This window comes from Candidatus Palauibacter sp., assembly GCF_965197445.1.
GTDB lineage: Bacteria > Gemmatimonadota > Gemmatimonadetes > Palauibacterales > Palauibacteraceae > Palauibacter.
The window spans coordinates 735,741-754,524 of the sequence record NZ_CBDANE010000005.1 but is presented as its reverse complement, the minus strand read 5'-3'; the positions used below and the strand labels follow the sequence as shown (position 1 = coordinate 754,524).

Sequence of the window (18,784 nt, the reverse complement as noted above, 5' to 3'; positions counted from 1 at the left end):
GGAATCACTCCCGCCGCGGTGCGTTTGTACCCCCCCAAGGGTACGTCCGGCGCGTACAACGCACGATCCGGGCCAAGAGCCGCGCCGCGCATACATCTCTCACCCATGGTTTCCCCCGCCGCATCCGCCGATAACGTCTGCGGAATCGGAGCGAAAGCCTCGTCTCGGCGGTCCGATTCAACCGGGCAAGTCATACCCACAGCCCCATCCGCTGGAGGTGGGCCTCCACCTTCGAACCCTGGTCCGCGACGTGACGAGCAAGTTCCGGCAGGGCCTCGGCATACCGCGCTTCAAGCACCGTGACCCGGTCCACGAGCCCGGTCGTCAGGCTGTCAACCTGCTGGGTGATCGCGTCCTCGATGCTGGCCATCCACTTACTGCACACTACCATGTCGGCGACCTCTGACTGGCCAAGGGTCGCGTATCGCGTCAGAACCTCCGCATCCAGCAAGGCCTGCGCTTCCTTCGCGACCTTCTTCGCCTTGGCCAGCGCCTTCATCAAATCAAGACAGACCTCCAGAGAGTCGCGCTCGTGGGGGTCCCCGGCCCCACCACAAATCTCCTTGAGCCGAGCCGTCACGGCTGCTTGCGTCACCTTTCCGGCTTCCGTCGTTGCGCCGTCTAGGAGCCCATCCTCGCCCGTGTTCTCTTCGATAAACTCCTCCACCTCGCGTCCGATCCTCTGCTGCTCGGCCCGGAGGAACTCCACTTCGCGCTTCTCCTCCGCGAAGTATCGCACGGCCACAAGATTGGGTGGAAGCAGGTCCATCTTGTACTTCGTTCGCTTGATCGTCAGGTCAGGAGACTCGCCCGCCTGCCCCTTAGCGCGCACCAGCACTCGCGGCTGCGCCGCCTCCAACCAACCATCGGTCACCACCAGGTACACGTCGTCCTGCATGACCTCGTCCCAGTAGTCCATCAGGCACTCGTAGACGTCGTAGCGGTCAACCAGCGGAACACGGGCGAAACGGCACAGCAGGTCCTCGGACAGATCCCGAATCAGCGGTTTGGGCGAATCTCCCGCACTGAGCTGGCGGAGACGAGGCGCATGCTCTTGCCGCCAGCTATCAAACACCCGGCGGACTCCGTCCCGATACGCACGGAACTCCTCGTGTTTGAGGACAACCGTCCTCACCTCGCCCGCTTCAACCCGCGCCTCGCTGTATCCCGGCCGGGCATCCGGCGCGAATAACACCCGCCGCAGGCCCGGGAACACCTTCCAATAGCGGTCGAGAGCGTCAATGTCGCAGTTCGGGATGCCCCCGTGGAGGTGCGCGGCCAGATCGTGCAGATCCTCGGGCACGCTGGAGTGGATGTAGCGGGGGATGTTGAGGTTGTAGTCGTTGGTCTCGCTGGCGATCTCGGCCAGCGGCACCAAGCGCGCGTATCCGGGCGTCTCCCTCTGCCGGTTGAAGATGTCCACGATCCGGTGGATGTCGCGCTCCCGCAGCCGGTTCTTGGCGCCGTCCTTCCGGAAGCCCCTGCTGGCATCGACCATGAAGACGCCGCGGCGGCCGACCGCGTTCTCCTTGTCGATCACCACGATGCACGCCGGAATTCCGGTCCCGTAGAAGAGGTTGGCGGGAAGCCCGATGACTCCCTTGACCAGGCCGCGCTTGACGAGGTTGCGGCGGATGTCGGCCTCGCGGTTGCCCCGGAAGAGAACCCCGTGGGGCATGATGATCGCGCCCTTGCCGGTGCTCTTGAGCGAAGCGACGAGGTGGAGGAGGTAGGCGTAGTCCCCGTTCTTGGCGGGCGGAATGCCGTACTCGAAGCGGCGGAACTCGTCGTTGGCCGGATCGAGGCCGTTCGACCAGGCCTTGGTGGAGAACGGGGGATTGGCGACGGCGAAGTCGAAGCGCGTCAGGCGTCCCGGTCCGTCCGTGAACCGAGGGACGGCGAGCGTGTTGTCGCGTTTGATCTCGGCGGCCACGCGACCGTGAAGGATCATGTTCATGCGCGCCATCGTCCAGTGAGGACGTAGTCCTTGTACTGGGAGGCGTCCATGCCGCCGCGCAGCTGGTCGCAACTCTGCCACAGCGAGGAGTAGAGGTGCGATTTCCTAAGGGCCATGAGGTTGAATCACTCCAGTCAGATAGATCGGGTAGGGGATGGGCCGGGCAACAGAAGTGGAACCCACTGCCGCCGGCCCCTGCGGTCCCAGAGGTCCGGATTTCTCACCATACGTTGCTGGCCCATTCGCGGAATCGAAGTTCGACCGACTTGATGATTCGGGCGACTTCAGGTTCGGGCTCGTTGAGGACCGCCCTCGAGACGCGGCGCGGGTTGAACACGATCAGGGGATTCTCGGGACACTCGGGCGGTATCGTGAGACCTCCCGACCCGTGGTCCGCGACGCGTTCGAAACTACGTGTGCCTACATCGTAGAACCCGACGCCATACAGCAGCGGATCGTGCCGCCGTAGACGGTCGTGATCATTCCACCACGCCGCGGCGAAGGACCAGGATCGTTCGAGGCGATCGCGAACCACAACGGGATCAAGTCGGTGCATGCGGACCAAAATACGGTTTGGGTCTCGCGAACTCGGGCCCGTGACGTTCTGCGCGACGGTCAACGTGCCGTCACTGTGGATCGTCCCGAGCGTCGCGTGTTCGTCCGGCATCGATCCCTGCACTTCTCCCTGTAGGATCCGCAGCCGAGCGAGGGTGGCCTCTGTCTTCTTGCCTAGTTCGTAGTTGAGCAGAGGTGGGTCGCAGTTGTGAGCCAATCGTTGGAGTCGCTGCTGTAACGCTCCATCGTCCAGGTCGACGGGATCCACGACCTCTTCGTCACGTGGCGTGGCCCAACACGTCTTCATCCATACGCTGGACTGGGTGTTTTCCGGCTTTCGATCCAAAGCCGCCCGAATCCTCGCTTCCGCCCCGATCTGTGGTCCGGGGGCTTTTCCGAAGTCCGCCGCCACAACCGCCTCCGATACTAGTCGTCTCAAGTCGTTCGCATCCTGAAATGACTTCCTAAAATGCCCGCCGATGTAATCTTCGACCCTCCGCACGAACTCCTCTTGCGGCGGTTCACGCACCGCACCGTCCTGAACGAATACGAGGATCGGCAGGTGCCTCCGACGCGCTTCTTCGTATTCCTCTTCGGTCGCCGAACGGCCCGACGGGGCACGCCAACCGTACCGTGCACCGAGCAGCACCACGAGGGCGTCCGAGCTCTGAACCCCGTCGAGACAGGCGTTACGAGGGGAAATCGCTTGAGCCGCGAAATCCTCGGCCAGAACCGGATCGCAGCCAACCTGTTGAATGCCGAGCCGAGCGGCCTCACGGTAGTCGCCGTAATCCTCCATCACCGAACTCACGAATACCCGCAGGCGGATGTCGTGCCGTCCGCTGTTCCGAACATCCATTTCGTCTTCCACCCTGTGTCATCGTCCGCCATGCGGCCCAGGTTGGGCTCCGGATCGTCTCCGTTCGGGAGCTGGACTGGCCTCCTTACAGGTCGCGGAACAACTCCTCGGCGCTGCCGAAACGCTGGCCCTTGCCGTCGTCCAATTCCTTCATGGCCTCGATGGTGGACGGATTCGGCACCTGGACGGCGAAGGGCAGTCGCTTCTCGTCCGCTACGCGCAGCAGCAACAGCCGGATGGCGTCGGACACAGTCAGGCCCATGGCCGTGAGTGCCTCGGTAGCACGTGCTTTCGTGTCGCTGTCGATCCGGGCGCGCACAACGGTGTCGGTGCTCATGTGGGCCCTCCTCCTCGTCGTGGATTCGAACCTCCACGTCCGTAAAAGGACACTAGCCCCTCAAGCTAGCGCGTCTGCCAGTTCCGCCACCCGAGCCTGCGCCCCTGCCTCAGGTCCGGGAGTCGCCCCACGGACCGGTCCTGCCAACTCCGTCGGGACGAGTGCGCCCGACAGGATTCGAACCTGTGACCTCTTGCTCCGGAGGCAAGCGCTCTATCCAGGCTGAGCTACGGGCGCAGACCCGAAACGCGCCGCCGGAAGAGGCGACGCGCCGCGCAGATAATCTGACGGGATGGCAGCCCGGCGTCCACAAAGGAGTCTGGACCAGGTCAGTCCGAAGAGACGGATCCGGGAGCCTCGGTCCAGCGGTGCTGGGGAGGGGGCTGCAAGCGCCGGTTCCAGAGAAGGTTGGCCGTGAGCCAGGAGTTCACCTAGAGTAACGCCGCCACCGAACATGGGATTCGAAAACAGTGAGGCGCACGATGACCATTGACTACGACATCATCGTCCAAGGCAACAACCTGGGCCTGCGCGAAGGCTTCCTCGGGCTGGCCAATGTGACGCTGATTTCCGCGCCGAGCGGCCCGATTCTATTCGACACGGGTCACTACTGCAATCGACTCCAGTTGCTGGCCGGCTTGAAGCGCCACGGGCTGACACCTGCCGACATCGGGACCGTATTCCTGTCACACCTGCACTTCGACCACTCCAACAACATCGACCTGTTTCCGGACGCTCGCGTCCATGTCAGCCGGCGCGAATGGGATTATGCGCGCAAACCCCACGAGCAGGACATTTTATTGCCTTGGCTGATCCACGAGCAGCTCGAGAAGCACGATGTCACGTTCGTGGAAGGCGAAGGAGAATTGACGCGCGGCGTGCGCTATTTTCCGGCACCCGGCCACACCCCGGGCTCGTACGCGATCGAACTGGACAGCGACGCCAAGGGTCGGGTAGTCATCGCCGGCGATGCGATCAAGTACATGAAGGAAGTCATCCTGCGCCGAAGCGATCTGGTATTCGACACCGCCGAGAACAGCGCGCGCACGATCAACCGGATCCTCGACAGCGCTGACCGCATCGTCCCCGGGCACCATCCGGAACTGATCAAATGCGATGGCGGATTCGTATCGGACGATGGCGCGGAATTCACTCTGGTGGTTCGATGACACCGACCGATGGCGTCATCTTGTCGGAGGCGACCGTTCGCGCCCTGATCGACGACATTTTCGGTGCACTCGGCTTTGCCGCGGGCGAGCGAGCATTGCTGGCCGACGCCCTGATAGACGGCAGCCGCGCAGGCCATCCCGCCCATGGCGTGAGCCGCATTCCGGTCTACGTGGACGACTTCCGCGACGGTATGATCGAGCCCGCGGTCGTGCCTCTGGTCACGCACGAGATGGCGGCGGCCGTGGCCGTCGACGCGCGCGGTTGCCTCGGCCAGGTTTCGACCGTTTTCGCCATCGAGGCAGCCACGGCCAAGGCCCGCCAGGCGGGCATCGGCTGTGCCACGGTGCACAACGGCAACGACATGGCATGCCTCGGGTATTACGTTGTCGGCCCGGCGCGCGAAGGGCGGATCACGCTTCTCATGAGCAACGGCGCCGGTGGTGCCGCCAGCGCGCCGCCCTTCGGTTCCGCCGCCCCTTTTCTCAGCACTAACCCGATTACCTGCGGCATCCCGCGCGCACCCGGCAAACCACCGCTGGTGATCGACCTTTCGACCAGCGTCGTGTCGCAGGGCAAGGTGAGAGCGGCCGCGAATCGGGGTGAAGCCGTGCCGGAAGGCTGGCTGGTTGACCGCGATGGTCGCCCGGTTACCGATCCGGCCGCGTTCTTCTCGACACCCCGCGAAGCCGCGCTCCTCCCTCTGGGCGGCGTATCGAGCGGATACAAGGGGTTTCTTCTGAGCTTGATGGTCGAGACGTTTGCCGGGGCCCTGGCCGGCGTCGCCATGAGTTCGGGTGCCGAGCCCCGGCGAGCGCGGCGCGGTCTCTTCGTCCTGGTGGTCGATCCGGATGGCCTTCGGGGAGGCCCGGGTCTCGCCAACGAGATGGAGGCTCTCGTCACCTCCCTCGAGGCGCTGCCCGCGGTCGGCGATAGTGGCGGAGTGCGCATGCCTGGCGCGCCGCGTGGCGACCCGCCGGCCGGAGGGATTCCGGTAGACGGGCTCACCTGGGCCCGCATCGCCACGGTCCTCGAGGAGCTCTCGCTTACCGGCGACTATCCGAAGATGGACACGGTCGCCTGAGCTGCGGGGGCGGAGGACTACGACCTCCGGAGCGCCTTCTCGATCTTGATCCTTACCGTCACTACGTCGGTGTCGTGGTATTGCCGGTGGCTCACCGACGAAGAAAGGTGTCGCAGCAGTCGGAGCGACACCGCATTCTCCATGGCCATCTCGGCCTCCGCTTCCTCCAGAACGGCGATCCGGTCTGCGATGTTGGTTCCGCCGACCGCGGCAACGAACTCCAGGTCGATGGCATCCCGGCGGACGTCGGCGGCTACGCGGAGGCGCCGCGCTTCATCGCGAGTTTCGTCCTGCCGGACCAGGGTCAGAAGAGTCTCTTCGGCAGCCAGGCACAGACGGTCGTTGGTTCCCGGGCCCCAGCCCTGGCGCGCGCACAGGCGTCCGAGAAATCCTCGAATCTCGGACAGCGCCGTCATGTCGAGGTCCGTCTCCATGTCCCGGGAGCGGCGGACCCCCATGGCCATCGTCAGGAAGATCGCGGTGAGGCCTCCGGTCGTAATGCCGTTTCCCAGCAGTCCGTTCCACCTCCCCAGAGCGTCGGCAAGGATCCAGCCGTTCTGAAACCCCATGCCGATCCAGAAGGACACCCCCGCCACGGTCGCCTTGCGGTAGTCGAGGCCGCTTTGCGTGACGATGATCCTCACTCCCGCCGAAAAGAGTATTCCCATGAACACGATCGTGTAGGCCGCGATCACCGGGTTGGGAATCGCCTGAAGGAGGGCTGAGATCTTTGGCAGGAACGCCGCGACAAGAAAGATGATGCCGCCGCACACACCGACGCGGCGGGCAGTTACCCCGGTGATCTCGGCGATGCCGACGCTTAGCACGTGCACCTTGTTGGGCACGGTGCCGGCCAGGCCGGACAGGAGAGTGCTCAACCCGGTGGCGGAGACCGCACCCTGCACCGCGCGATAATCCGTCGCCCGCGGCTGACGCCACGAAACCCTCTGGATGACGATGGCGTCGCCGCATGTCGCCATCCCGTCGACCAGGGCGACGAAAACGAACGCCGGGAGCAGTGACCAGAAGGTAACGCCAAAGCCGAAGTCCCAACCCGGCCACCCGAGCTCCGGCAGACCGAACCAGGAAGCCCCGATGATCCCTTCTACCTCGTACAGGCCGAAGCCCGCGGAAACGATGCAGCCCACGAAGATCGCGATGACGGGTGTCCAGATCCGCCAGGGGCGCGGGGCCCTCAGCACGAGAACCAGGAGAGTCACGAAGGTTGTGGCGGCGACCACGGGAGCGGCTGCCCCGTCCGTGCCAGCGGGAACGTCCGTCAGCAGGTCGAAGATGATCGGCATCACCGTGACGGTAACCAACATGACCGTGGTGCCGACCACGGTCGGCGTAAGTACCCGCCGGAACAGCGCCAGCCGTGCTCCGAGCGCGAACTGCAAGAGCGACGAGATGAGAACGAGGACCGCGAACATGCCCGGCCCGCCCACGGCGATGGCGGTTACCGAGATCGCGATGAAGGACTGGGAGGCGGCCATGGTGAGGACGTACCCGGACCCGACCCGTCCAACGGGAACGGACTGCAGCGTCGTCACCAATCCGCAGATAACCAGGGCCGCGAAGGTGGCCCACGAGAGATAGGCGTCGCTGCCGCCCGCTGTCCGGATGACGATGGCGGAGATGACCACCACATTGATGACCGCCAGGAGCGTCGACTGCATTCCCACTCCCAGGGCCAGGGCGAAGGGAGGGGATTCGTCGACTTGATAGCGCATGCACACTCCGGCTGGGAACCGTTCCGTCACGAGCGCCGGCACCGAGGTGGCTTCCCGAGTCTGCGGCTAGCGGACGAACCGCGAAACTGCCCGTTTGCCGTCGGAGGGCGCAAGAAGGAGGGCTACCTGCTCATGGACAGCGAACGGGGGCCGGCGGCGAAGATCTGCTCTGTCGCCCATGGACGACCACACCGGCTCGTCAGGCCTTACGCGCTTCCCGCGTGGAACCGCCGACCTGGTGTTCCATCGGACACGCGGCGCGCGCCGTTGGGGGAGGCTCTTAGGGGTCCTAGCGGTTGGGCGACGCCGCGGCCGCGTCATCGATCGAGCCGATGACAAGATTGAGCAACCCGTCGATCGCGCCGCCCGGGATCCAGCGGGCTACCACGACGAGATCGTTCACCGGGTCGCAGTAGATCATGTTCGTCCCGTTTCCGAGGTGGGCCCACGCCTCCTCGGGGGCGCTCGGATAGCGCTTGTTCCCCTCGGCGTCCGCGACGTTGAGCATGAAGTTCATGAACCCGTAGGCGCCGTTCGCCGGGCCCGGCGTCGTTGCGAGGTCGAACCACTCCTCGGAGAGGAGCTGCCGGTCCCCCCACTTCCCGCGCTGCAGCGTGAAGAGGCCGAAGCGCGCCTGGTCGCGGGCGCTGATGAACATGCCGCCGCCCCAGTGGCCACCGCCGCTCACGGATTGGACGCGGCGGCCGTCGATCGTGACCCACGAGTTTTCGTAGCCGTTCCAGCGCCACGTCGGGGAGGCGCCGATCGGCCCCATCACGCGCTCGTGCAGGACCTCGGGCAGCGCGCGCCTGAGGACGCTCGCCGCGGCGAGCGCGAGGAGGTTCACCCGCGTGTCGTTGTACTCGTAGACCGTGCCCGAGGGATGGCGGTCGCGCGTCATCCAGGTGGAGGGGTCGCCGCTCGGACGATCCGCCCAGTCCGGCTTGCCCCACAACGTGCCCTCCCAGTCGGACGTCTGCCGCAGAAGGTCGTCCCACGTGATCGTGCGGTTGTGCTCGGACTCGAACATCGTCGTCGGATCCGGTTTCCCGAAACCGATGCGGTCCACGCCGGGCTCCCCGTCGCCCGCGGGCACGTCGATCGGGGCCATGTACTCGCGCACGGTGTCATCGAGCGAGCCGATGAGCCCTTCGTCCCAGGCGAGCCCCACGCTCGTCGAGAGGAAGGACTTGGTCACGCTGTACGTCATGTCGACGCGCCGCGTGTCCCCCCACTCCGCCACGATGTAGCCGTGGCGCACGATCATCCCGGCCGGCCCGCCCCGCACGCTGAAGGGCCCGATCCCCTCCCCGAGCGGTTCACGCCCGAAGCTCCGGCTGTGCTGGAACTCCCGGTCGCGGGCCTGGGTCGTCTCATGCGCGAGCGCGTACTCGACCGCCGCCTGGACGCCCTCGGCGCTCATTCCCGCCTGCTCCGGACTGCGCGTCTCCCACCCGTTCGCTCGCGCCGGCACGTACTGCGCGGCGAGCACTGCCGGAAGGGCGATGGCCGCGCAAACCGCGAGAACTCCCGCCCGCAGCGCACGACGCTCGCTCCTGACGATCACGCTATTCATGAAGACCTCCTGATCCTGTCCCTAGGGAGAGCGACCGCAAACCACGACGCCAAGGCGACGCTCGGGTCGACCTCGTGAGGCATCGTAACGACTGAGACCGCGCGGGTACACGGCCCGGAGGCTCTCGGCGTTGTTGACGGCCCGTTGTCGTCGTCCCGCAGTCTCACTAGAGACGATTTCCCTCACGGGAAGAAGTATGTACATTATATTTGTACAAACAGAACATGGACACAGCGGAGTTGTACAGGGTGAGCAGGACCATTGGTGTTGCGGCCTTCCGGAAGGCGTGCGCACGACTCATCGCGCGGGTGAGCGAGGAACGCGAGCCGATCACGATCACGAAGCACGGCCGGCCGGTCGCGCTGCTGACTCCGGTGCCCGCTCCCGACGACGGCGGTGGCCGGATTATCGGTGCGTTGAGGGGCTCCGTATCGGGTTACGATGACCCGTTCGCGCCCGCCATCGACCCCGCTGAGTGGGATGCGGCGCAATGATCGTCCTCGACACCCACGTCCTGGTGTGGGCCGTCAACGGAGATCCACGGCTGGGCCCCGCCGCGGGAGCCGCCATCGAACCGGAAGGTCGCGACCACAGGGTCGGCGTGTCCGCCATCACGCCCTGGGAGATCGCACTATTGACGCATAGGGGGCGATTGCGCCTGGAGCGCGAGGTCGGCGAATGGATCGACGCCGCGCTCCAGCTCCCGGGTATCTCGCTGCTGCCCATCAAACCCGCGATCGCCGTCGCAAGCGTTCGCTTGCCCGACTCTCTCCCCGCGGACCCCGCCGACCGGCTGATCGTCGCCACCGCGCGATACCATGGGGTCCCGTTGTTGACCGCCGACCGGAAGATCCTAGCCTACGGCGCGGAGGGGCACCTCGACACGCTCGACGCGCGCAACTGACGAGCCCCCCCTTTCTCCCGTGAGCGTACGGCTGCCCCGCTACCGAGTGCGGCGCCACCTTCCGATCCACCGCCGTACCCAGCGTAGCGACACGCTCGAACCAACCGCCACTATACTCGCCAGCAGATCGAACCCGATGTCGAACCAGTCGAACGTCCGGCTGGGCAGGAAGAACTGGATGCACTCATCGACCACGCCGACCAGCGTCGCCCCCGCGACGGCCAGCAGGGCCGGGATCGGGACGCGCCTCCCCTGGCCCCGCCGTTCCAGGAGGGCTTCATGGACGATGAGCGCCAGTACCGTGTACTCGATGAAGTGTGAACGCTCGGCCGCGCTGATCGTGCGCGCAAAACCGAGGAGGGCGATGGCCGTGACACCCACCGCAAACCCGATTTCGACGCCGCGCGAGCCTTCCCTCAACCCCTGAATCAGGATCATCACGCCGATCAGAAGCATCCCGCCCCAGAAGAGGTCGGAGGCGGACTCGAGCAGGCCGCTTTCCCGCAGCGCGTCGGCCACGGTCCGAGCCAGACCGAGCGTCGAGTAGATCGCCACGACCACGACCAGCGCCCAGATCCAGAGGCGCCGCTCCCGGGGGGAGGAGAAAAGGGGCATGGACACCTCCAGTATCGTCAGTCGGGGCGTACGAAGTCGTAACGAACGAGGTACAGGATATCCAGAGCGGCTACCGCTCGCGGAGCAACCTGCCGATCCACCTCCGTGTCCAGCGGAGGACCACGCACGAAGCGACCGCCCCCAGGGCCGCCATGAAGTCGAACACGATGTCGAGGAGGTCGAACGTGCGGCTGGGCAGAAAGTACTGGATGCACTCGTCGAACACGCCGACGAGGGTCGTTCCCAGGACGGCGAGCACGGCGGGAACGGGCACGCGAAGGCCCTGGGCGGTTCGTTCCGTCAGGGCCTCGTGAACGATGAGGGCGAGCACGGCGTACTCGATGAGGTGCGAGCGCTCCTCCGGGGCTCCCATCCGGGCGAAGCCGAGGAGGCAGATGGCCACCACGCCGATGGCGAAGCCGATCTCGACGCCGCCCGAACGTTTCTTCAGCCCCTGCACCACGATCATCACCCCGATCAGGAGCATGCCGCCGGCGATGAGGTTGGAAGAGAATACGAGCAGGCCGCTTGCCCGCAGCGCGTCGGCCAGCGTCCGCGCCAGGCCGAGCGTCGAGTAGATCACCACGACCGCCGCCAGCGCCCAAGTCCAAAGGCGCCGTTCGCGATCCGACGAGAAGAAGGGCTTGGTCACGATTTGCGACGATCAATCCGGACGTATGAAGTGATAGCGCGCTATGTACACCCGGCCGTTTCCACTTACCACGCGTCCAGAGTCCCCCGGGCTCCTCTCTTCGTCGGGGCCTTCTCCGATGACGGCGGCGCGCTCCAGCGTCCAAAGCTGAGCTTGGGCGGCCGCCGCGCATGACTCGGCCGCGACGATGATGGCTCCCAGCGCCAACGCGAAGTGGAAGTTGCGGGACATTGGTTGACGGGTCGTTGCCATGTCCTCCCCATACTGAATTCGTGCCGGGGCTGTAGCCCCCTTCGGGACTCACGGGCGCTTTCCCTGAGCCAACGTGTAACGTCGCTTCTTCAAGACATCGCGAGCCATATGGACATGACAAGCGACCAGTCATATTATACGTCCATATCAAAGGAGGGACCATGAGCAAGACCATAGGGGCGGCCAAATTCAAGGAGCGGTGTCTCGCACTACTGGACGAACTCGGGCCTGAAGGGCTGGTGATCACGAAGAGGGGCAAACCGGTCGCGCGCGTGCTGCCCTACGATCAGGAGTTCGCGAGCCTGATCGGCAGCTTGCGGGACAAGGTCAAGGTGCGCGGAGATCTGCTGAGCACGGGACTCAGATGGGACGCCGATGCTCAACCTTGATACGCACATCCTGATTCACGCCATTCGTGGCGAACTCAAGGCGGGGGAGGAGTCGTTGCTGGCCCGACACCGGTGGTCGGTTTCCTCCATCGTGTTCTGGGAGATCGCGAAGCTGGTCGAACTGGGGCGTATCGAGATGGACTTCGACGACCGGGAGATCACGGGCACGCTGAGCCGACTCCATGCGTGGCCGATCGACCTCGCCGTGGCTCGCACTTCGACGCGCCTTGACTTCACGGGTGATCCGGCCGACGAGATCATCGCCGCGACCAGCGTGGTGTATCAGATTCCTCTGGTCACCCGGGATCGCGTGATCCGCGGGTCGGATGTCGTACCCTTGGCTCTGTAGCCATCGAGCTTTCGAGGAGATCGTCGATGAAGATTCGCACCGAATCGCGAGCGGCCGCCGCCAGCGTGGCCGGGGCGACCTTGGTGCTGGCCGTGGCCGCCGTCGCGCTGGTACCCGGCTTCGGGTCGCCCACGGCAGCACGGGCGCAAGACCAGGGGACGGTCCCCCGCACTCCCGACGGACGCCCCGACCTGCAGGGGAACTGGACGAACGGGACGATCACCCCCATCGAGCGCCCCTCCGGGTTCGAGGCCGTGCTCACCCCCGAGCAGGTCGCCGACATCGAGGGCGGCAGGCAGGAGTGCATCGAGGCCCACTCGCAGGCCAGCGATCCCGACCGCGACGCGCCGGCGGCGGGCGGCGTCAGCCTCGGATGCGACTTCGTGCTCGATGCCGCGGCGGGCGGTACCGGCGGCTACAACGTCTTCTATCTCGACCGCGGGGATCAGGTCGCCGTCGTGAACGGCGAGCCTCGCAGTTCCCTCATCACACGGCCCGAGGACGGCCGCATCCCCGGACGCACCGCCGAAGCTCAGCAGCGCCTGGGCGGGCTGCTCGCGATCCGTGGCCAGCATGGCGAGTTCGACAACCCCGAGAACCGGCCCCTCTCCGAGCGCTGCATCGTCTCCTTCGGGTCCAACGCCGGCCCGCCGATGCTCCCCAACTATTTCTACAACAACAACTACACGATCGTGCAGACGCCGGATCACGTCGTGATCATGACCGAGATGGTGCACGACACCCGCATCATCCCGATCGGCGACGCTCCCGGCTCGGAGGAGGGCGCCGCAACCGGTAGGCCGACCCCGTTCCCGACCGAGATCCGACCCTGGTTCGGGGACTCGCGGGGCTGGTGGGAAGGCGAGACCCTCGTCGTCGAGACGACCAGGCTCAATCCCGACCAGCTCACCGGTTACCGCGAATTCTTCGGCGCGACCCCCAACATCAAGATCATGGAACGCTTCACGCGCGTGGACGCGAACACGATCAACTACGAGTTCCTGGTCGAGGACCCGGACACGTGGGAGAGCCCGTGGGGCGGCGAAGTCCCCTTCATGAAGATGGACGATCTCCTGTACGAGTACGCCTGCCACGAGGCGAACTACGCGCTGGAGAACGTGCTGCTGGGCGCGCGGGCGCAGGAGCGCGGCGGGAACCGCTGAGGGAGCTGCCGAGGGGGGGGAATGCGCCGTCAGGGAGTCGAACCCCGAACCTACTGATTAAGAGTCAGTTGCTCTGCCAATTGAGCTAACGGCGCGCACAAGAATGGAGCCGAGGGGATTCGAACCCCTGACCTCTGCAATGCCATTGCAGCGCTCTCCCAGCTGAGCTACGGCCCCGCGCTTCCGCGAACGGGCTGTCGGCGTTCCCGTCCGGGTCTGTCTCATGCCCCCAAGGGGAATCGAACCCCTATCTCCACCTTGAAAGAGTGATGTCCTGGCCGTTGGACGATGGGGGCTCGTCCCAATGTCGTTCGTCGTCTCCCGACTACCACGCGCCCGCCAGGACTCGAACCTGGGACCCCCGGCTTAGAAGGCCGGTGCTCTGATCCAACTGAGCTACGGGCGCCCATCCCTCGTACTTCAAGCTCGCGGCGGGATTTGAACCCGCGACCTCATCCTTACCAAGGATGCGCTCTACCCCTGAGCTACGCGAGCGACAGGGGCGGAGGGACTCGAACCCCCAACCGCCGGTTTTGGAGACCGGTGCTCTACCAATTGAGCTACGCCCCTCTACCGCTTCCCGCGAACCGCGGCTCGTGGAAAATGGCTGGGGGCGGAGTCGAACCGCCGACACCGGCGTTTTCAGCGCCGTGCTCTACCGCCTGAGCTACCCAGCCCTTGGCAGCGCGTGGCCACGCGCTGCTACTCCGGGGGTGGGATTCGAACCCACGACCTAGTGGTTAACAGCCACCCGCTCTGGCCACTGAGCTACCCCGGATTATACCCCTTTTCCGCGCCATGGGTCGGAGAGCAAAACGCCTCGCCCCGCAACTGTGCGAGGCGAGGCGAATGATAGCGGGGGCAGGATTCGAACCTGCGACCTTCGGGTTATGAGCCCGACGAGCTACCAGACTGCTCCACCCCGCAACGCGACCCGCAGGATACAGGAGGGGGGGGGAAGTGTCAACCTCGAAAACGCCGGTGGTCGGGGGGGTTCGTGTGCTTGGCGCATGGTGGAAGAATTACGCCGCAGGGCGGCCGCAAATCGTCGATAGGCGCTTGCAGACCAAGTTGCGCTTTCAGGGGGTGCTTTGGCGACTTGGCCATACAGCCATTCCTGTGACTATTCGCCTGCCGGTTCGTCGACCGATTCTTCCGGCGGGGACTTGGGCAGAGAAGGAGGTTGACCCGGATCTTCCGTTTCGAGCATTTCTTCGACTGCCTCGATGTAGGGTGCATACTCGGGGTTCTTCTTCTTCCAGACCTGTCTCCCATCTACGATGAAGCTGCGGTATCCGTTGGGGAGCGTAATGACACCGATGATCTGACCGTCGCTGAAGTGGAATACTTCCTCCCCGGGACGGTTTCCAGAAAAACTGAAGACCACGGTCCCGTCCGGGAATGTCGGCAATTCCTTGGAGGCACGGCGATACCGGCGGCGGTCACGGAGCCACTGGTTTACATCGAAGCGGATGGTAACTCTCATGCCGAGAGCGCGAGCGATAGCGAGCAAGAGGAATAGGGTAATGAGCCATGTGCTCATCTCCATGGCAGATTAGGGCACCAGCGTCTTGCTGTGGTTCGCATACTCTCGGACCGCAAGGTTTACCAATGCATCCCAAGTAGGCAAGTTGGAATTGCGGGAAATAAAGCCGTCTCTCACGGGGGCGGGGAGGGAAATAAACGCCTCAGCGCTCGTGACGCCGCCCGGGCTTCTACCGATCATGTCGTCCAAGCTGGAAAACGTCGTATGGTTTGTTAGAAAACGGGGTGTAAGAAGCTGGCGGAGGGCAACGGCGTGCTGCCCACGCACGCTCTTTTCCACGCCTGTGAGAATGATCCTCCTAGCTTGTAACACGGCCCAACTCCCTTTCCTCGGATCGGCTACGGCAAACATGCCGCCACGGCTCAACCTAGCACGGAACGATACGCCGAAGCCAGGAAAAGAGTTCCTATAGGGCAATCCCGGAGCCTTACCTCACGGTAAGCATCCGATAGCGGACCCGTCGACTTGCCCCGTCTTCACGGACACCTTTCCATTGCCAGCGTGGCGGCAAGAGCGGGGCGGTACCCGCCGGAGTACCGGGAGCGGCTCGTCGAGCTTGCGCGGGCCGGTCGTAGCCCGGGGTCGCTGGCTCGGGAGTTCGAGCCCTCGGAGCAGACGATCCGCAACTGGGTCAGGCGGGCGGAGCTGGACGAGGGGGAGCGGAGCGACGGTCTGACGACCGAGACGCGGCAGGAGGTGTCGCGCCTGAAGCGGGAGAACAAGCGGCTCCGGATGGAGCGTGACATCCTAAAAAAAGCCGCGGCCTGGTTCGCGCGGGAGAGCGGCTCGATCCCCGGCGGGGGTACGCGTTCATGAAGGCGCACCGGGCCGAGTTTCCTCTGGCGGCCATGTGCCGGGTGCTGGGTCTCTCCTCCAGCGGCTACTATGACTGGCTCAAGCGTCCTCCCTCGGCCCGCGCGCGGCGGGACGCACAACTCGAGGCGCGGATCGGGTCGATCTGGACCGGCAGCGGCGAGACGTACGGCCGTCCGCGGATCCACGCGGCGCTCAGGGCCGAGGGCGAGCGGGTGGGCCAGAAGCGCGTGGGGCGGCTGATGAGGGGCTTGGGGATCGAGGGCGCGACCAGGCGGCGTTTCAAGACGGCGACGACGAAGAGAGACGTTACGGCCCGGCCCGCACCGGACCTGGTGAACCGGGACTTCTCGGCCTCGGGGCCCGACCAACTCTGGGTGGCCGACATCACCTACGTGCCCACCTGGGCGGGCTGGCTGTATCTGGCCGTCGTGCTCGACGTCTGGAGCCGCCGCGTCGTCGGCTGGGCCATGGCGACGCACATGCGGACCGAGCTCGTCGAGGCCGCGCTGGCGATGGCTCTCGCACGTCGTCGTCCCGAGGGTCGTGTCGTGCATCATTCCGACAGGGGCTCGCAGTACACTTCTCTCGCCTTCGGGGAGCGCTGCCGCGAGTCGGGCATCGCGCAGTCCATGGGCTCGGTGGGCGACGCGTACGACAACGCCATGTGCGAGTCGTTCTTCGCGACGCTGGAGTGCGAGCTGATCTGGCGGCGCTCGTTCCGTACGGCGTCCGAGGCCCGGCGAGAGGTGTTCGGCTTCATCGAGGGCTTCTACAACACGCGCAGGCTTCACTCGGCCCTCGGCTACGAGTCGCCGGCCAGCTACGAGAGGAACCATGCAGCCTGAGGCGCACCGCAGGCGCGCACCCCGAGCCGCTCTCTCTCGTCTGAGAGGGACTGACGGGAGCAGCACCGGAGGTGATCAACCACAGAAATCAACCGTCCGTGAAAGCGGGACAGCTCCAACTTGCCATGCCAGCAACGGCCGATTCCCTTTGTAGATTGCGTCGTGGTCACGGAAGTTGTGACGGTCAGCGAACTCGGCTACTAGACCGTGGCCGATCCTCCCCCCCATCCGCGCGGGTCCGGACCTCCCGACAGTCGGCCGGTATCTGGGTCGATTCCGACCGCGTGCAGTTGCGCGACGAATGCATCGTTCGCGACGTCCAGACCGCGCCCTTCGAGTTCCTCCTTGAGGTGATGATACAGCTGTGGCTCCATCTCGAGCAGGCGATCCTCCCAGTGCCAGCGCGGGACGGACACGGCCTCGAGGGCCGACATGTCGAAGTCGATCGTATTGCTGATCGTGTGCTGGACGGCGCCCAGGATGCGCGTGCCGCCCGCCGCGCCGGTCACCAGGATCGGCTGTCCGTCCCTGAGGACGACCGCCGGAGAGATCCCCGTGATACGTGCCTTTCCGGGTGCAATGCTGTTCGGCCGTCCGGCGACCGGGTTGAACTGGAACATGCAGTTGTTCCAGGTGAACCCCAGGCCTTCGGTGACGACTCCCGAAGCGGATCCGAGCGTGTGTGTGAGAGCCACGCAGTTCCCTTCCCGGTCCGCCGTCGAAAGGTGCGTGGTGTCGGGCCCCTCCGGGGGCTCTTCCACGATGTCGGGGGGGAGTTCGCGGCGGTCGATGAACCCTCTCAGCTCGGCGGCACGGTCCTTCGACACCAGGATGTCCGTCGGGTCGTCGATGAACCTGGGGTCCCCGTGGTATCGACGTCGGTCGATGAAAGAGAGAATCTGCGCACGACCCAGGAGTTCGACGTGGTCGGCCTTGCCGTGTTCGAGAGATGGAAGATCGTAGCCCTCCAGCAGGTTCAGGATCTCGATCACCTGGGCCCCGCTGCCCGGCAGGGCGTTCGACAACACCTCGTGCCCGCGGTACGTGCCTCGCACCGGGTCGTAGACGTCGGCCGTGTAGGCTTCGAGGTCGGCCAGCGTGATGAGGCCCCCGTTCCGCTTGAAATCCGCGGCGATCCGCTCGGCGATCTCGCCCCGGTAGACGACGTCGGCGCCGCCCTCGGCGATGAGTTCGAGCGTGCGGGCGTAGTCCCGCTGCACGAGCAGTTCTCCGGCTCGCCACGGAACGCCGTTGTTGAGGAAGATGCGCGCGGAGGCTTCGGTCGTCTGGACCTTGGTGAAGAACGGAACCACCCCCGAGGACGACTCCGTCCGGGTCGTGAAGCCGCCCGCCAGGGAGCGGGGGATCTCGAAGCCGTCGTATGCGAGCCGAATCGCCGGCTCGACGAGTTCGGCCCACGGCCGGGTCCCGAACCGGCTCCAGGCCTCCCACAGGCCGGCGACCGTGCCGGGGGTGACGACGGACCGGTAACCGATCTGGTTGATGTCGCCGCGCACCTTCCAGCGATCCGCGTGTCCGTAGATCCGCCCCTCGAGCGCGCTCCGGTAGATGTCGGGCGTAGCCTTGCTGCCCGCCCGCCCGTGGAAGTCGATGGAGACGGCGCGTCGGGTGCGCGCGTCGTACACCACCATGCAGCCGAATCCGCCGACGCCCGCCGAGAACGGGGTCGTGATGAATTGCGCGAAGGCCGTGGCGACCGCCGCGTCGATCGCGTTGCCGCCGCCCCGCAGGGCGCCGACCCCGGCCTCCACGGCGATCGGTCCGCGCGCGACGACGATGCCGCCTTCGGCCCCTGGCGTCCCCGTGCTCGAGGCGAGTGCGGCGGCCTCCTGGCCACCCGGACCGCACGCGCCGACCGCCCCCGTGGCGACGGCGCCCACCCCGGCCGCCGCCGTCCCGATGAAGGCCCTTCGCGACCGAGCGTCTGCAGGTCGGAGGTCAGTCCCGTCAGTCTTCACGTCACG

The 18,784-nt window shown here is 65.6% G+C and carries 18 protein-coding genes, 10 tRNA genes and 1 pseudogene; 8 read left to right on the top strand and 21 right to left on the bottom strand.

The window, feature by feature from the left end; genetic code table 11:
* Positions 1-190: 190 nt before the first annotated feature.
* From ACN9M6_RS10585 to ACN9M6_RS10565, 5 genes and pseudogenes are all read right to left on the bottom strand, one after another.
* Positions 191-1,972: pseudogene (locus tag ACN9M6_RS10585) on the bottom strand (N-6 DNA methylase); the annotation flags it as partial.
* A complete protein-coding gene (locus ACN9M6_RS10580; RefSeq protein ID WP_419162883.1) occupies positions 1,954-2,073 on the bottom strand; it encodes a type I restriction-modification system subunit M N-terminal domain-containing protein in 120 nt (39 codons plus the stop codon). The pseudogene ACN9M6_RS10585 and the gene ACN9M6_RS10580, both read right to left, overlap by 19 nt.
* Before the next feature lie 104 nt (positions 2,074-2,177).
* Positions 2,178-3,371, bottom strand: coding sequence for a DUF4062 domain-containing protein (locus ACN9M6_RS10575; protein ID WP_419162882.1), 1,194 nt, complete (start codon positions 3,369-3,371; stop codon positions 2,178-2,180).
* A gap of 85 nt (positions 3,372-3,456) precedes the next feature.
* Positions 3,457-3,708 (bottom strand): type II toxin-antitoxin system RelB/DinJ family antitoxin, encoded by a 252-nt coding sequence (locus ACN9M6_RS10570; RefSeq protein ID WP_419162881.1) that lies wholly within the window; start codon positions 3,706-3,708, stop codon positions 3,457-3,459.
* 162 nt (positions 3,709-3,870) lie between these two features.
* A tRNA-Arg gene (locus ACN9M6_RS10565) sits at positions 3,871-3,945 on the bottom strand.
* Between the two features lie 245 nt (positions 3,946-4,190).
* Between ACN9M6_RS10565 and ACN9M6_RS10560 the strand changes: the two genes are divergently transcribed.
* Positions 4,191-4,877, top strand: a complete 687-nt coding sequence (locus ACN9M6_RS10560; protein WP_419162880.1) for an MBL fold metallo-hydrolase — start codon at positions 4,191-4,193, stop codon at positions 4,875-4,877.
* Positions 4,878-4,897: 20 nt separating this feature from the next.
* Positions 4,898-5,959, top strand: a complete 1,062-nt coding sequence (locus ACN9M6_RS10555) for an Ldh family oxidoreductase (RefSeq protein ID WP_419162879.1) — start codon at positions 4,898-4,900, stop codon at positions 5,957-5,959.
* 17 nt (positions 5,960-5,976) lie between these two features.
* Here the strand turns inward: ACN9M6_RS10555 and ACN9M6_RS10550 are convergent, their stop codons facing one another.
* Both ACN9M6_RS10550 and ACN9M6_RS10545 read right to left on the bottom strand, forming a co-directional pair.
* Positions 5,977-7,692 (bottom strand): solute carrier family 23 protein, encoded by a 1,716-nt coding sequence (locus ACN9M6_RS10550; protein ID WP_419162878.1) that lies wholly within the window; start codon positions 7,690-7,692, stop codon positions 5,977-5,979.
* A gap of 289 nt (positions 7,693-7,981) precedes the next feature.
* Positions 7,982-9,268, bottom strand: a complete 1,287-nt coding sequence (locus ACN9M6_RS10545) for a serine hydrolase domain-containing protein (RefSeq protein WP_419162877.1) — start codon at positions 9,266-9,268, stop codon at positions 7,982-7,984.
* A gap of 248 nt (positions 9,269-9,516) precedes the next feature.
* Here ACN9M6_RS10545 and ACN9M6_RS10540 point away from each other — a divergent pair, with 248 nt between their 5' ends.
* Positions 9,517-9,762, top strand: a complete 246-nt coding sequence (locus ACN9M6_RS10540; protein WP_419162876.1) for a type II toxin-antitoxin system Phd/YefM family antitoxin — start codon at positions 9,517-9,519, stop codon at positions 9,760-9,762.
* Entirely contained in the window at positions 9,759-10,172 is a 414-nt protein-coding gene (locus tag ACN9M6_RS10535; RefSeq protein WP_419162875.1) for a type II toxin-antitoxin system VapC family toxin, read from the top strand. The genes ACN9M6_RS10540 and ACN9M6_RS10535 overlap by 4 nt, the downstream gene beginning before the upstream one ends.
* Before the next feature lie 39 nt (positions 10,173-10,211).
* Here ACN9M6_RS10535 and ACN9M6_RS10530 read toward each other — a convergent pair whose 3' ends face one another.
* From ACN9M6_RS10530 to ACN9M6_RS10520, 3 genes are all read right to left on the bottom strand, one after another.
* Positions 10,212-10,787, bottom strand: coding sequence for a VanZ family protein (locus ACN9M6_RS10530; protein WP_419163744.1), 576 nt, complete (start codon positions 10,785-10,787; stop codon positions 10,212-10,214).
* A gap of 70 nt (positions 10,788-10,857) precedes the next feature.
* A complete protein-coding gene (locus ACN9M6_RS10525) occupies positions 10,858-11,439 on the bottom strand; it encodes a VanZ family protein (RefSeq protein WP_419162874.1) in 582 nt (193 codons plus the stop codon).
* Between the two features lie 12 nt (positions 11,440-11,451).
* The gene (locus ACN9M6_RS10520; RefSeq protein WP_419162873.1) at positions 11,452-11,691 is read right to left on the bottom strand and encodes a hypothetical protein; all 240 of its coding nucleotides are present in this window, start codon (positions 11,689-11,691) and stop codon (positions 11,452-11,454) included.
* Between the two features lie 161 nt (positions 11,692-11,852).
* Here ACN9M6_RS10520 and ACN9M6_RS10515 point away from each other — a divergent pair, with 161 nt between their 5' ends.
* From ACN9M6_RS10515 to ACN9M6_RS10505, 3 genes are read left to right on the top strand one after another with little or no spacing between them, the layout of a single operon-like run.
* On the top strand, positions 11,853-12,080 hold the full coding sequence (locus tag ACN9M6_RS10515; protein WP_419162872.1) for a type II toxin-antitoxin system Phd/YefM family antitoxin: 228 nt from the start codon (positions 11,853-11,855) through the stop codon (positions 12,078-12,080).
* Positions 12,067-12,429: a PIN domain-containing protein gene (locus ACN9M6_RS10510; RefSeq protein ID WP_419162871.1), complete on the top strand. Its 363-nt coding sequence runs from the start codon at positions 12,067-12,069 to the stop codon at positions 12,427-12,429. The genes ACN9M6_RS10515 and ACN9M6_RS10510 overlap by 14 nt, the downstream gene beginning before the upstream one ends.
* A 26-nt stretch (positions 12,430-12,455) precedes the next feature.
* Complete coding sequence (locus ACN9M6_RS10505; RefSeq protein WP_419162870.1) at positions 12,456-13,592, top strand: hypothetical protein; 1,137 nt, start codon at positions 12,456-12,458, stop codon at positions 13,590-13,592.
* 22 nt (positions 13,593-13,614) lie between these two features.
* Here the strand turns inward: ACN9M6_RS10505 and ACN9M6_RS10500 are convergent.
* From ACN9M6_RS10500 to ACN9M6_RS10455, 10 genes are all read right to left on the bottom strand, one after another.
* A tRNA-Lys gene (locus tag ACN9M6_RS10500) sits at positions 13,615-13,687 on the bottom strand.
* 9 nt (positions 13,688-13,696) lie between these two features.
* Positions 13,697-13,769 (bottom strand) — tRNA-Ala (locus tag ACN9M6_RS10495).
* Between the two features lie 47 nt (positions 13,770-13,816).
* Positions 13,817-13,888, bottom strand: a tRNA-Glu gene (locus ACN9M6_RS10490).
* Positions 13,889-13,923: 35 nt separating this feature from the next.
* Positions 13,924-13,998 (bottom strand) — tRNA-Arg (locus ACN9M6_RS10485).
* Between the two features lie 17 nt (positions 13,999-14,015).
* A tRNA-Thr gene (locus tag ACN9M6_RS10480) sits at positions 14,016-14,087 on the bottom strand.
* Between the two features lie 2 nt (positions 14,088-14,089).
* Positions 14,090-14,162: transfer RNA gene (locus ACN9M6_RS10475), tRNA-Trp, on the bottom strand.
* 34 nt (positions 14,163-14,196) lie between these two features.
* A tRNA-Phe gene (locus tag ACN9M6_RS10470) sits at positions 14,197-14,269 on the bottom strand.
* Positions 14,270-14,297: 28 nt separating this feature from the next.
* Positions 14,298-14,370: transfer RNA gene (locus ACN9M6_RS10465), tRNA-Asn, on the bottom strand.
* Between the two features lie 75 nt (positions 14,371-14,445).
* A tRNA-Met gene (locus ACN9M6_RS10460) sits at positions 14,446-14,519 on the bottom strand.
* Positions 14,520-14,715: 196 nt separating this feature from the next.
* The gene (locus ACN9M6_RS10455) at positions 14,716-15,141 is read right to left on the bottom strand and encodes a hypothetical protein (protein ID WP_419162869.1); all 426 of its coding nucleotides are present in this window, start codon (positions 15,139-15,141) and stop codon (positions 14,716-14,718) included.
* Positions 15,142-15,639: 498 nt separating this feature from the next.
* Here ACN9M6_RS10455 and ACN9M6_RS10450 point away from each other — a divergent pair.
* A protein-coding gene (locus tag ACN9M6_RS10450) for an IS3 family transposase (RefSeq protein ID WP_419163743.1) occupies positions 15,640-16,799 on the top strand; the annotation gives its coding sequence in 2 pieces (ribosomal slippage) (positions 15,640-15,898 and positions 15,898-16,799; 1,161 coding nt in all).
* 200 nt (positions 16,800-16,999) lie between these two features.
* Here ACN9M6_RS10450 and ggt read toward each other — a convergent pair.
* On the bottom strand, positions 17,000-18,778 hold the full coding sequence (ggt, locus tag ACN9M6_RS10445) for a gamma-glutamyltransferase (RefSeq protein WP_419162868.1): 1,779 nt from the start codon (positions 18,776-18,778) through the stop codon (positions 17,000-17,002).
* Positions 18,779-18,784: the final 6 nt, after the last annotated feature.

Coding starts and splice junctions, on each gene's coding strand:
- ACN9M6_RS10580 (WP_419162883.1), bottom strand. CDS start 2,073: ATGGCCCTTAGGAAATCGCACCTCTACTCCTCGCTGTGGCAGAGTTGC.
- ACN9M6_RS10575 (WP_419162882.1), bottom strand. CDS start 3,371: ATGGATGTTCGGAACAGCGGACGGCACGACATCCGCCTGCGGGTATTC.
- ACN9M6_RS10570 (WP_419162881.1), bottom strand. CDS start 3,708: ATGAGCACCGACACCGTTGTGCGCGCCCGGATCGACAGCGACACGAAA.
- ACN9M6_RS10560 (WP_419162880.1), top strand. CDS start 4,191: ATGACCATTGACTACGACATCATCGTCCAAGGCAACAACCTGGGCCTG.
- ACN9M6_RS10550 (WP_419162878.1), bottom strand. CDS start 7,692: ATGCGCTATCAAGTCGACGAATCCCCTCCCTTCGCCCTGGCCCTGGGA.
- ACN9M6_RS10545 (WP_419162877.1), bottom strand. CDS start 9,268: ATGAATAGCGTGATCGTCAGGAGCGAGCGTCGTGCGCTGCGGGCGGGA.
- ACN9M6_RS10535 (WP_419162875.1), top strand. CDS start 9,759: ATGATCGTCCTCGACACCCACGTCCTGGTGTGGGCCGTCAACGGAGAT.
- ACN9M6_RS10530 (WP_419163744.1), bottom strand. CDS start 10,787: ATGCCCCTTTTCTCCTCCCCCCGGGAGCGGCGCCTCTGGATCTGGGCG.
- ACN9M6_RS10520 (WP_419162873.1), bottom strand. CDS start 11,691: ATGGCAACGACCCGTCAACCAATGTCCCGCAACTTCCACTTCGCGTTG.
- ACN9M6_RS10515 (WP_419162872.1), top strand. CDS start 11,853: ATGAGCAAGACCATAGGGGCGGCCAAATTCAAGGAGCGGTGTCTCGCA.
- ACN9M6_RS10510 (WP_419162871.1), top strand. CDS start 12,067: ATGCTCAACCTTGATACGCACATCCTGATTCACGCCATTCGTGGCGAA.
- ACN9M6_RS10505 (WP_419162870.1), top strand. CDS start 12,456: ATGAAGATTCGCACCGAATCGCGAGCGGCCGCCGCCAGCGTGGCCGGG.
- ACN9M6_RS10455 (WP_419162869.1), bottom strand. CDS start 15,141: ATGGAGATGAGCACATGGCTCATTACCCTATTCCTCTTGCTCGCTATC.